Origin of the sequence: Pseudomonas syringae group sp. J309-1, assembly GCF_032582135.1 — a bacterium.
GTDB lineage: Bacteria > Pseudomonadota > Gammaproteobacteria > Pseudomonadales > Pseudomonadaceae > Aquipseudomonas > Aquipseudomonas quasicaspiana.
Map to the genome: position 1 here is coordinate 1 of NZ_JAWHNU010000065.1, position 12,440 is coordinate 12,440.

Below are 12,440 nucleotides of genomic sequence, written 5' to 3' on the forward strand. Positions count from 1 at the left end.
TGCCGCCAGCTGTTTTCGAAAAACTGGCGGCCTAACACTCCTACGGAACGGTCCAAAAAAACTGGACCATTACAAGCGCGCTCCTACAGATCGTTGAATAAGCAATAGTGCACGATCACACCAACGCCACCGTCTGCCGACACTCAAGACTCAATCTCGCGCCACCCAGCGGACTCGTACCGATGTGCAAGGTGAAGCCGTGCAGGTTGACGATCGCCGCAACAATGGACAGCCCCAGGCCAAACCCGTGTTTCTGAATGCTGCCTTCACTGCGATAAAAGCGTTGGAACACCGCTTGCCGTTCTGCCTCAGGAATACCGGGGCCTGAGTCCTGGACTTCGAGGCAGGTGCTGTCGCCGTCTGCTCTGGCACTAAGGATCACGCTGCCGCCGGGCGGGGTGAACTTGATTGAGTTGCTGAGCAGGTTTGCCAGTGCTTCGAAGAGCAGGGCGCGGTCGCCCATTAGTGGTGGCAGCGGATCCTCCACGCGCAGGTACAGGCTGACGCCGCCTTCCTCGGCCAGGGGCAGGTAAAAATCGTGAACCTCTTGCAACAGTTCGCCAGGATCGACTTCGACGAACGCCGAGCGACGCTGGTGATCCTCGATTTCCGAGATGCGCAGCAAGCCGCGAAAACGCGCCATCAGCGTGTCTGCCTCGGCAATCACTTGATCCATTTGCGTGGCTACCAGCGAGTCTTCCGGCGATTGTTGCTGGATGCGATAGAGCTGCGCTCGCAGGCGAGTCAGAGGTGTGCGCAGGTCATGGGCGATGCTGTCGCAGACGCCTTTGACCTCATTCATCAGTTTTTCGATGCGATCTAGCATGGCGTTGACGATGACCGCCAGCATGTCCAGCTCATCGCGGCGTGCCGACACCGGAAGGCGGCGACCCAGATCGCCTGCGACGATTGCCTCGGCGCTGGCCTGAATGCCGCGAATGCGTTTTAGCGGTCGGCGACTCAGCAAATGCCAGCCAGCAATGCCGGGAATAATCGTCAATGACAGCCCCCAGAGCAGGGCGCGCAAGATCAGGGTAGTGACGGCGAACAGTGAACCGTTGTCGCGTACCAGCACCAGCCAGTGACCGTCGCGGGTCTGGCTGGCGACCGCGTCACAAGTGTCCTGCGGCATGTGCGGATCTTCGGAGTCGACGCAGTTACTCAACTGATGAATCTTGCCGTCCAGCGGCAGGCTGGGAGGGACCGTTTTTATCGGGCCATTGAGCGGGCGCAGCTCGGCGTCGAACAGGCCATAGGCGTCCACGGCGCGCATGTCGAAGGTCATGCTGGAGGTCAGCGCCTCAATCAACTGTTCGCCTTCAAAGCGGGCAAACAGCTGCTGGCGTTGCATGAGGGAGTGGCGGGCGAGGTTTTCCAGGTAGCTGCTGACTTCCCAGTACAACACGCCGATCAGCGTGCAGCTCCAGGCCACGAACAGAAAGCTGTACAGCGCCAGCAAGCGGCTGGTAGAGGAGCGCCAGCCTTTAGACGGGTTCAGCAATGACATAACCCGAGCCTCGCACGGTCCGAATCAGTGGAGTCATGCCGGGTGGATCGATTTTTTTCCGCAAACGCCCAATATGTACGTCGATCAGGTTGGTGCCGGGATCGAAGTGATAACCCCAGACTTCCTCGAAAATCATCATGCGGGTGATGATCTGCCCGCTGTTGCGCATCAGGAATTCCAGCAGTTTGTACTCGGTGGGCAGCAAGCTCAGTGGCTGTTGTCCGCGGCTGGCTTCACGTTTGATCAGGTTCAGCTCCAGATCGGCGACCCGCAGAATGGTTTCCGCGGCGGCCACAGTGTTACGTCGGCGCAGCAAGACTTCAACCCGGGCAGCCATTTCGTCAGACGCGAAGGGCTTGGCGAGGTAATCATCGCCACCGGCACGCAGGCCGCGCACACGTTCATCAACGTCGGAGAGGGCGCTGATCATCAGAATAGGGGTGAGGATGCCTTGCGCGCGCAAGGTGGTAACAATGGCCAGACCGTCCACTTCGGGCAGCATGCGGTCGAGGGTGATCAGGTCATAGTCGCCGCTTACCGCACGGGCGAGGCCTTCACGGCCGTTATCGACCCAGTCCACCTCAAGGCCATGGTTGCTCAATTCCGCAACGATTTCCTGGGCGGTCACGGCATCGTCTTCGATGGTCAGAATTCGGGTCATCTTGCCTGCCTGAAGGATTACAGCCAAAAAACCTATTCTCGCTGATGTGACCTGAACAGTTTCTGAAAGAATTTTCATCTGTTACAGGTTTTGGTATGGAATACCGCTCCCCCAGACTGGCGCTAGTCTCAAGCTCAATGGCGGCCCGGGGGGACCGAATTCATTCGGGAAGGCGGTATTTCAGGCGATACTTTGGTTGCGGATGTACCTGCCCCTTCGCGAATGAATTCGCTCCCACAAGGGAGAGCATTCCAGTTCAGGTCGTTTTTTCGACGGCTGCAGCCTGCTCCTCTTCCTTCAACCGCTTCTTCTCTGCAATCTTTTTCAACCGGTCCCGCTCCAGCTTGGCAGTGGTGTCTTTTTCGCTGCGGATCTGCGCATGGCTGAGGATGGCGAAGATGAAGCTGCCGCCAATGATGTTACCGGCCAGCGTTGGTGCGGCGAAGACCAGCCAGAAGTCACTCCAGGACAATTCGCCGGCAAACACCAGATACGATGCTTCGGCCGAGCCCACCACGATATGGGTGAAGTCGCCGAGGGCCATCAAATAGGTGATCAGCACGATGATCCAGATCTTCGCAGCTTCCATGGACGCGATCATCCAGACCATGGTGGCGATCATCCAGCCGGACACGATGCCTTTGGAGAACATGTGAATGACGTCGTTTTCCATCACCTTGCGGCCGATTTCCAGAAACGCCTTGTCAGTCTGGCTATCGAAGATCGGCAGATTCAACATCACATAGGCCACCAGCAAAGTACCGCACAGGTTGCCGAACAGCACCACGCCCCACAATCGCAACAACCGACCCAGGTTGCTCAAGGTCGGCTTGCTCATGACCGGCAGCACCGCCGTCAGGGTGTTTTCGGTGAACAGTTGCTGACGAGCCAGGATGACCGCGAGAAAACCGGCGGAATAACCCAGGCTGGCGATGACATGACTGGACTCGATATCCGGCAGGCGTGACTTGAACAACCCCATGGCCATCAGCGACAGGCCCATGGTCAAACCCGCGGCCAACGCCGACCACCAGAGGGCCGCAACGCTGCGCTCCAGCTCATGATCGCCCTGAATGCGAATGGTCTCGTGCAGCACCGCCGCACGGGGAGGCTGGTTCTCGTCGACTTCGCGTTCTTCTTCAGCGGATAACCCGGGGGTTCTGCCTTCTTCATTGTTGTCCATACAGCATCCTTAAATACGAGTGAAGGCGTAGACGTTTTAATGCTGCGCCGGGCTGATGCTTGAGACACAATCCACCGCCGGTCGTTCGCTGCTGAACGGCCTGTTCGATCATAAAGAGCCATCATTACAAGGAGAGAGTCGTGACGTTGCATATTCGTGAGGCCACCCGGGCTGATGCCCAGGTCATTCTGGGCTTTATTACCGAGTTGGCCATCTATGAAAAGGCCGAGCATGAAGTCCTGGCAGACGTCTCTGATATCGAGCGTAGCCTGTTTGACGAAGCGTCTCCGGCCAAGGCGCTGATTTGCCTGCTGGATGATCAACCGATCGGTTTTGCCGTGTACTTCTTCAACTATTCCACATGGCAGGGGCGCAAAGGCTTGTACCTGGAAGACCTGTTTGTGTCACTCGAACATCGCGGTGTCGGCGCAGGCAAACACCTGTTGCGCCACTTGGCGAAAATCGCCCATGACACAGGCTGCGGCCGTTTTGAGTGGAGCGTGCTGGACTGGAATCAGCCTGCCATCGATTTCTATAAATCCATCGGCGCCGCGCCGCAGGATGAGTGGGTGCGGTACCGAATGGAAGGGGAAAGCCTCAAGCACTTCGCGCTGGGCGGTTCTTGAGCTGAGCCCTGAACCCTGAGGGGACGCAGCAGTCAGACTGCTATCGCCGCGCCCCTCAGGATTGTTAAATGCTCAGTCGCACTGTGTTGCCCGTGTTCATGGCTGCTTTGGCCGGTGTTTCGTCAGTACAGGCCAATGAGGCTATACGGGTCGAGCGGCTGCAGCGTTGCGACGATCTGTTGGGCCGCGAGCAGCAGACCTTCTGTCTTGGCGTCCGCGGGCTGAAACCCGGTGCTGTGCAGCTCAAACTGGATGGCAAAGCGTTGCCGGGCCAGGTGATTGAGCGTGACGGCGAGCGACTAAAGTTGCGCCTGAGCGCTGCCGACTGGCTCAGCGGCCCCTTGTGGCTTGAGCAGGAAGGGCAGAGCAGCAATGCCGTATGGCTGAGCATGGCAGGCAGTCACGTGTTGGCGGCTACGCCAAAGGAGGTCGCCAAGAACATGGACGGCCTGACCAGTTACGTTGATCTGGTCAGCGTGATCATCGAAGAAAAATTCCAGGGTGCAGAAGAAGCCGAGCGCATCGCGAAAAAGTACGGTGCCACCGTCGTCGGTTCCATCGCACCGCTCAACACTTACCAGCTGCGCCTGCCGGTGACTGATCTGGTACAGCGCGACGCCATGGTGCTGCGCATGGGCAGTGAGGTCAGCGTTGATGCCGTGGTGGTCGAGGAGTCAGCCGCTGAATCCCCTGAAGGCGAAGCGGCACCCAGCGATGGCAAGCAGGCCAAGCCGACTCAGGATCAGTGGGCGGCCAACCGCTTCATGGACGCGGTCAACTATTACCAGCGCAGGATTCCCGCCGTCACTTCGCCGATCAAACCGGTGCCGATCCGCATCGGGATTATTGAGCGCGAAGTGGACTTTGATTCCCCGGACTTTGCCGATTATCTGGGTGACTGCAAATCAGGCAAGCCACGCACGTGCCTGTACGCCCGTGACGCGAAAAAGCCCGACGGGCATGGCTCCACCGTGGCGGGCATTCTGGCGGCGGACACTGCCAAGGGCGGCAATAGCGGCTTTCTACGCGCGCTGGATGGCGTCAGCGATGGTTTCGAGGTGATTGTCGAGCGCAACTCCGATGCCGGCATCACGGCGAATGTCGCGGCATCGGTGAATCTGGTTGAAGACGGCGCGCGCGTCCTGAACTGGAGTTGGGGGCTGCACCGGGTCGGCGCGAAAAACGTGGAGGGTGATGAGGTGGACTCGTTGCTCAGGTCTGGCATCGCCATGTCCGGTTACGAAGAACTGCTGGAAGAGTTTTTCCTCTGGCTGCGGCGCAAGCACCCCGATGTGGTGGTGATCAATTCGGCAGGCAACGGCTCTTCGTTTTCCGGGACGGACGAGTACCGCTTGCCGTCTTCGTTCATCACGGACCAGTTGCTGGTGGTCGGTGGGCATCAGCGCAGCAAGGATGACGATCTTCCCGTCGATGATCCGGCCTACGTCGAGAAACGCGAGTCATCAAACGTTGATAGCCGCGTTGACATCATGGCGGCAGCCTGCACACGGGCATCGACTCTCACAGCCGGTGAGCAGGGCGCGGTGCATTGCGGTACGTCCTACGCTACGCCGATGGTCACCGGGATTATCGCCGCCATGCTGTCGATCAACCCGAAGCTGACGCCTGAACAGTTGCGCATGCTGTTGCGCCGAAGCGCCATGCCCATCGGTGGCAACTTTGATTTCGAAGCCATGGACGCCGATGACCTGACGGCGCCGATCCTGCCGTCTGAACGCAATTACCAGATGGACGACAAGAACATCGGCCGCTCTGCACGTCTGGACATGCAGAAGGCGCTGGACCTATCGGTACAGAGCCTCAAGCGGGAGCGCTGATCGGCGTATCTGAACGGTTATTTGAGCAGCTCAGTGCTTTCGATGCGTGTCACGCCTGCCGCCGCCATGTCTTGCCAGGCTTTGCCCAGCGAGCCATTCATGTCGATGGCGCGACAGGCGTCGGCGACGACCAGCGTAGTGAACCCGGCAGCTCTTGCATCCAGTGCCGACCATGCCACGCAGAAGTCCAGCGCCAGCCCCACCACAAATACGTTCTGGACGCCTCGCTCCTTGAGGTAGCTGGCCAGGCCGGTGGGCGTCACGCGGTCGGCTTCGAGGAACGCCGAATAGCTGTCGATGTGCGGGTTACAGCCCTTGCGCAGAATCAATTGCGCGTGGGGCAGGTCCAGGTCCGCATGCAGTTGTGCGCCATGGCTGTCTTGAATGCAGTGGTCCGGCCAAAGGGTTTGCGGGCCATAGGGCAGGGTGGTTATCTCGAACGGCAGGCGGCTTGAATGGCTGGACGCAAACGAGATATGCCCTGCCGGATGCCAGTCCTGAGTGATGACCACGCCTTGAAATTGCTCACCGAGACGGTTGATCAACGGCACCAGCGCATCGCCCTCGGCCACCGCCAGCGCGCCGCCGGGCATGAAGTCGTATTGCATGTCGATGACCAGCAGAACGCTGTCGAGACCGAATGCATTTGGGTTCATGGTGTTGCTCCTGGAAATTCTGATGATATCTCTGTGGATGCAGACCCTTATGGGAGCGGTGCTTGGTCTGGGCGGCATTCCGACGATAAACGATAACGCGGTGTGTCTTATGGATGCGTCTCATGTATCGCGGGCAAGCCTCGCTCCCACAGGGGCTGTGTTCCAACTCGGGAACTTAACCAAACACCCGAATCGGCGCACCCGCAGTCCACGCCTGAATATCTTCAATCATCTGGCTGTAGAACATCCGATAATTGTTCTCGGTGACATAACCCACATGGGGCGTCGCGAGCACGTTATCCAGCACACGAAATGGATGCTCGGCAGGCAGGGGCTCGATGGCAAACACATCCAGTGCCGCACCCGCGATGCGCCGCTTTTGCAGGGTTTCAATCAGTGCGGCTTCGTCGACGATAGGCCCGCGCGAAGTGTTGATCAGGTAAGACGTCGGCTTCATCCAGCCCAGCGCCTGAGCATCCACCAGCCCACGGCTACGGTCGCTGAGCACGAGGTGGATCGACAGAATATCCGCCTGCTCGAACAGCTCCTGCTTGCTGACATACGTTACGCCGGATTCAGCAGCGGCTTCAGCCGTGAGGTTCTCACTCCAGGCGATGACTTTCATGCCAAACGCCAGACCGTAGCGGGCGATCCACTTGCCGATGCTGCCGAGCCCGAGAATACCCAGTGTCTTGCCATGCAAATCACTGCCAATGCCGACCTGCCACTGGCCGCTGCGCAACGAATTGGCCTCGTCCACCAGATTGCGGGTCACGCCCATGATCAGCGCCCAGGTCAGCTCTGGTGCGGCGTGCTTATAGCTTTCGGTGCCACACACCTGAATACCCAGTCGGCCAGCCGCTTTGACGTCAATCGCCGCATTGCGCATGCCGCCAGTCACCAGCAGCTTGAGATTGGGCAATTGGCTGAGCAGGGCTTCGTCGAAAATGGTCCGCTCACGCATCACGCAAATCACCGTGAAAGCCTGCAAGCGCGCCGCCATGGTGGCGGTATCGCCCGGGTATTCATGAAGAAATGTGACTTCGCCGATGCTGTTAAGAACCGACCAGTCCACGACATCACTGGCGACGGATTGCCAGTCATCCAGCACTGCAATTTTTGTATGCGTCATCTCGAACTCGCCTTTTTTGCTGCAGTTTTCAGGGTTGTGCCGCAACAGTAGCGCCAGATGGCCGCTTAGCCAAACAGCCCGGCGGCAAGATTGATTGAAAAGCCGAGGATCGCCGTGTTGAAAATGAAACCGATCAGGCTCTGGGCCAGGACGATCCTGCGTAAACCCGGCGTCGCGACGCCCACATCCGAGGTTTGCACCGCCACGCTGAGGGTGAAGGAGAAGTACAGGAAGTCCCAATAATCCGGGTGCTTCTCGCCATCCGCGAAACGCAGAGCCGGTTCTTTACCCTTCCAGGTATAAAACAGGCGGGCGTAATGCAGGCTGAAAATCACCCCGGTGACCAGCCACGAGCCTACGACTGTCAGGGCGGTGAAGGCGTAGTGCAGCGCCCGGTCATCCGTGGTCATCGCCTTGCTGCCGGACAGTTCCAGCGTGATTGCTGCGAGGCTGGCCAGTGCGGCGACGCACACGGTGACCAGTACCAGTCCGGCGTTTTCATCCTCGACCATGGAGATACGTTCTGCGTCAGCCGCATTGGTGCGAAACGTTCGGATCAGGATCAATACCAGATACACCCAGACGGTAACGTTCCAGGCAATCAGGCACTTGCTGGTGATGGATATCTGCGGAGTGATGATTGCTGCGGCAAGTCCGCTGGCGAGACCTAGCGCAGTGGCGATGCTCAAACGTGGGTGGGTATGAGCGATATGGGACATAAGCCGAACTTCATGACGGATGATTCACGAACATTAGCACGGGCTTTTGTGGCGGAATAAAAAACGACGCGCAAGGGGGTTGCGCGTCGTATGCCAGCTTGGCAAGGATTTACGTTCTTCGGTAGGAGCGAACTTGTTCGCGACACGGCAGGCCTGCGTACGTAGCTGCGACGACTCGCCAACAAGTTGGCTCCTACCGGTATAGCGTTCATTCACGTCGAGACGGAATTCACCGAACCAGACACGGCTGCTTGTTGTTGAATTTCCAGTCCGGCACCAGGAATTGCATGGCGACGCCGTCGTCGCGGGCACCCAGGCCCATGCCTTTGTAGAGTTCGTGAGCCTTGTGCACCTGATCCATGTCCAGCTCGACGCCCAGCCCCGATTTCTTTGGCACTTGCACGGCGCCGCCCACAATCTGCAACGGTTCGCGGGTCAGACGCTGGCCGTCCTGCCAGATCCAGTGAGTGTCGATGGCGGTGATATCCCCCGGTGCTGCGGCGGCCACATGGGTGAACATCGCCAGGGAAATATCGAAGTGGTTGTTGGAGTGCGAACCCCAGGTCAGGCCCCATTCGTTGCACATTTGCGCCACCCGCACCGAACCCTGCATGGTCCAGAAGTGAGGGTCGGCGAGTGGAATGTCCACCGACTGCAACTGAATTGCATGGCCCATTTCACGCCAGTCGGTGGCAATCATGTTGGTGGCGGTTTTCAGGCCGGTAGCACGGCGGAACTCAGCCATGACTTCGCGACCGGAGAAGCCGTTTTCCGCACCGCAGGGGTCTTCGGCGTAGGCCAGCACATGGTGCTGATCGCGGCACAGACGAATCGCTTCTTTCAGTGACCATGCGCCATTCGGGTCGAGGGTGATCCGGGCATCCGGAAAACGTTCGGCGAGGGCAGTAACGGCCTCGATTTCCGCATCGCCGCTGAGCACGCCGCCTTTCAGTTTGAAATCCTGGAAGCCATAACGTGCCTGCGCCGCCTCGGCCAGACGGACAACCGCTTCAGGGGTCAGCGCTTCTTCATGGCGCACGCGAAACCAGTCGTTGTCGGCATCCGGCTCCCTGCGGTAATCCAGATTGGTTTTGCCTTGGTCACCGACATAGAACAGGTAACCGAGCATTTTCACTTCATCGCGCTGCTGCCCTTCACCGAGCAGGGCTGCGACCGGTACGTCCAGGTGCTGACCGAGCAAGTCCAGCAGGGCTGCCTCCAAAGCGGTCACGGCGTGAATGGTGATGCGCAGATCAAAAGTCTGCAGGCCGCGCCCACCAGCATCACGTTCGGCGAAGGTCTTGCGCACGTCATTCAGGATTTTCTGGTAGGTGCCAATCGAGCTGCCCACCACCAATTGCCGCGCATCTTCCAGCGTCTGGCGAATGCGTTCGCCGCCTGGTACTTCACCCACGCCGGTGTGCCCGGCATTGTCCTGGAGTATCACGATGTTGCGGGTGAAGTAGGGGCCATGGGCGCCGCTGAGGTTGAGCAGCATGTCATCGTGACCGGCGACCGGGACGACCTGCATGCTGGTGATAACAGGGGCTTTGCTCAGGTTCTGACTCATTGTTTCAGGTCCTTTTAATAATCGTAGCGGGCGATCAAGAGTGGGCAGCAGTGGTGGGCAGCGGCTCTACCGGACTCTTGCCGGGCTTCGGCGTGTTGCGTGCAGCGAAAACGATGATGGCGGCAATAATCGAGGTGGCCGTCAAACCATACAGGCCGCCCTGGATCGAGCCGGTGTGTTGCTCCAGCAAGCCAAACGTGGTCGGCGCGACGAAGCCGCCGAGGTTGCCGACCGAGTTGATCAAGGCAATCACTGCCGCCGCGATACGGGCGTCCAGATAAGCCTGGGGAATGGGCCAGAACAGCGACGATGCCGACTTGAAGCCTAGTGCAGCGAAGCAGATCGCTACGAAAGCAAAGATCGGACTGCCTGTCGTGGACATAAACATCCCGGCCGCTGCGATCAGCAACGCTGCGGCTACCCAGGCCTGTTGCCGCTTCCACTTGGCAGACATGGCCGCGAAAGCGTACATACCGACGATCGATAATAACCACGGGATGGAGTTGAACAGCCCGACCTGCATATCACTGAGATCGCCCATCTTTTTGATGATGCTTGGCAGCCAGAAGGTCGCAGCATAGATCGTCAACTGGATGAAGAAGTAGATCAGGCAGAACAGGATGATCTGGCGATCCTTGAGCAGCTTGCCGATTGAAGCTTTGACGGGGTTGGCGGCTTCACGAGCGCGTTGCTCTTCATCAATCGCGTTGACCAGTGCGTCCTGTTCTTCGCGGGTCAGCCATTTGGCGTCATGGGGTTTGGAGTCGAGCCAGAACCACACGAAAGCACACAGGCCTACCGAGAACATGCCCTCAATGAAGTACATCCACTGCCAGCCTTTCATGCCGAAGCCGCTGATTTGCAGGAGCAAGCCAGAGAGCGGACCGGAAATCAGCGAGGCAATGGCCGAGCCGCTGAGGAAGATCGCAATAGCTTTACCGCGCTCTACACCTGGCAGCCAGCGGGTGAAGTAATAGATCACACCAGGGAAGAAGCCGGCTTCGGCGACACCCAGCAGGAAGCGCAGGATATAAAAGTGGGTTTCGTTCTGGATGAAGGCCATGCAGGTTGCGACGATGCCCCAGGTGAACATGATCCGTGTCAGCCAGATGCGCGCACCGACCTTTTGCAGAAGCATGTTGGAAGGGACTTCGAACAGCGCGTAACCGATGAAGAACAGGCCGGCACCAAAGCCATAGGCGGCTGCGCCGATGCCCAGGTCATGCTCCATGTGCGATCGCACAAAGCCGATGTTCACGCGGTCAATGTAGTTGACGATAAACATGATGACGAACAGTGGCAGGATGTGGCGTTTGACCTTGGATACAGCTGAAACCAAAGTCGAATCGGCCCCATCACCCGTCCGGGTACTGGATGCGTTCAAGGATGAATCTCCCACTCGTTATTTTTATGCGGGTCTGTACAAGCTGATGGCTTGTGTTGATGGACATCATACAAGTAGATATTTGCCGCGCAAGAGGGTTATTGGGGGTTTTTGCAGAATTTTTTGCAAAGTGGATTCAGCGCTTCAGCGGTTTTGAATAGATTGAACAAGTGCTGATACTCTAGATTTATTGTTTTAAATCAATTATTTATAGATTTTTTGGGCAATCTTTTACCGAATTATGTTTTCGGTGAATTTTTCTTAAAACCTTGGCGGGCCTTGAGCCACGGCGTTTCGACGGGCGAGTGAGTAGTGCGGGTCTCGACGTGTTGTCATACAAGTGAAATGAGTGTGAACGAGTTTGCTTGTATGACAAGTCATGTGTGGGCGGTGCTATGATCCTGGCAAAATTGGCGTTCAGGACAGGTCTTCATGCAGCAGCCCACGCGTCAGGCACCCAAGCGCCGACCTCACAATCTGGCGACGGATCTGGTGACCGAGCTGAGTCAGCGGATTCTGCTGGGCAAAATCCCGGCAGGGCAAAAGCTCCCTTCGGAAAATCAGATCGTCCGTGAGCACGGCGTGAGCCGCACTGTGGTTCGTGAGGCCATCTCCAAATTGCAGGCTTCCGGCCTGGTGGAAACCCACCACGGCGTCGGCACATTCGTGCTGGAGCGGGGCAACCAGACAGGGCTGCACCTGAAGGTTGAAACCGCTGCCAGTGTGCGAGACATGATCGAGTTGCGTATCGGTCTGGAATCTCAGGCTGTGGCGCTGGCGGCACTGCGCCGGACTGACGAACAATTGGCCGCGATGCGCCAGGCCCTGGATGACTATCAGGACCTGTTGGCCAACGAGGACAGTTGCGTGGAGGCCGACTGGCGTTTTCACATGCTGATCGCTGAAGCCACCGGCAACTCGTATTACACCGAGATCATGCAGCACTTGGGCAGCGCGATCATTCCCCGCAGTCGCATTGCCTCAAGCGAAAGGGCAGGCGCCAACCTCGCTCATCATGGGTATCTGGCCAATCTGGAACACGAGGCCCTGCTCGCCGCAATCCGCCGCCAGGACCCGGATGCAGCCCGTGCAGCGATGTGGACGCACTTGAGTAACAGTCGCGAACGCTTCGCGCCGCTGGATTGAGCGCTGTGATTGTTTCAA

11 protein-coding genes are annotated in these 12,440 nt (G+C 58.3%); 3 read left to right on the forward strand and 8 right to left on the reverse strand.

Features of this window, described 5'->3' with window-relative positions:
- Positions 1-115: 115 nt before the first annotated feature.
- The 3 genes from RX972_RS25110 to RX972_RS25120 form a co-directional block, all read right to left on the reverse strand.
- Entirely contained in the window at positions 116-1,507 is a 1,392-nt protein-coding gene (locus RX972_RS25110; RefSeq protein ID WP_122706462.1) for a sensor histidine kinase, read from the reverse strand.
- Positions 1,485-2,168 (reverse strand): response regulator transcription factor, encoded by a 684-nt coding sequence (locus tag RX972_RS25115; RefSeq protein ID WP_027901208.1) that lies wholly within the window; start codon positions 2,166-2,168, stop codon positions 1,485-1,487. Before RX972_RS25115 ends, RX972_RS25110 begins: the two co-directional genes overlap by 23 nt.
- A gap of 256 nt (positions 2,169-2,424) precedes the next feature.
- On the reverse strand, positions 2,425-3,351 hold the full coding sequence (locus RX972_RS25120) for a formate/nitrite transporter family protein (protein WP_231673183.1): 927 nt from the start codon (positions 3,349-3,351) through the stop codon (positions 2,425-2,427).
- Positions 3,352-3,491: 140 nt separating this feature from the next.
- On the opposite strand from RX972_RS25120, the gene RX972_RS25125 reads away from it, so the two are divergent.
- Both RX972_RS25125 and RX972_RS25130 read left to right on the forward strand, forming a co-directional pair.
- On the forward strand, positions 3,492-3,977 hold the full coding sequence (locus RX972_RS25125) for a GNAT family N-acetyltransferase (RefSeq protein WP_122394572.1): 486 nt from the start codon (positions 3,492-3,494) through the stop codon (positions 3,975-3,977).
- 68 nt (positions 3,978-4,045) lie between these two features.
- On the forward strand, positions 4,046-5,815 hold the full coding sequence (locus tag RX972_RS25130; RefSeq protein WP_316879511.1) for a S8/S53 family peptidase: 1,770 nt from the start codon (positions 4,046-4,048) through the stop codon (positions 5,813-5,815).
- A gap of 17 nt (positions 5,816-5,832) precedes the next feature.
- Here RX972_RS25130 and pncA read toward each other — a convergent pair whose 3' ends face one another.
- The 5 genes from pncA to RX972_RS25155 form a co-directional block, all read right to left on the reverse strand.
- Positions 5,833-6,471, reverse strand: coding sequence for a bifunctional nicotinamidase/pyrazinamidase (gene pncA / locus RX972_RS25135; RefSeq protein WP_263267348.1), 639 nt, complete (start codon positions 6,469-6,471; stop codon positions 5,833-5,835).
- 175 nt (positions 6,472-6,646) lie between these two features.
- On the reverse strand, positions 6,647-7,603 hold the full coding sequence (locus tag RX972_RS25140) for a D-2-hydroxyacid dehydrogenase family protein (RefSeq protein WP_316879513.1): 957 nt from the start codon (positions 7,601-7,603) through the stop codon (positions 6,647-6,649).
- Between the two features lie 65 nt (positions 7,604-7,668).
- Positions 7,669-8,322, reverse strand: coding sequence for a DUF1345 domain-containing protein (locus tag RX972_RS25145; protein ID WP_099270000.1), 654 nt, complete (start codon positions 8,320-8,322; stop codon positions 7,669-7,671).
- Between the two features lie 229 nt (positions 8,323-8,551).
- Positions 8,552-9,892, reverse strand: a complete 1,341-nt coding sequence (gene gudD, locus RX972_RS25150) for a glucarate dehydratase (RefSeq protein WP_316879517.1) — start codon at positions 9,890-9,892, stop codon at positions 8,552-8,554.
- Between the two features lie 34 nt (positions 9,893-9,926).
- Entirely contained in the window at positions 9,927-11,276 is a 1,350-nt protein-coding gene (locus tag RX972_RS25155) for an MFS transporter (protein WP_099269998.1), read from the reverse strand.
- A 432-nt stretch (positions 11,277-11,708) separates the two neighbouring features.
- Here RX972_RS25155 and RX972_RS25160 point away from each other — a divergent pair, with 432 nt between their 5' ends.
- Entirely contained in the window at positions 11,709-12,422 is a 714-nt protein-coding gene (locus RX972_RS25160) for a FadR/GntR family transcriptional regulator (protein ID WP_122805956.1), read from the forward strand.
- Positions 12,423-12,440 lie beyond the last annotated feature (18 nt).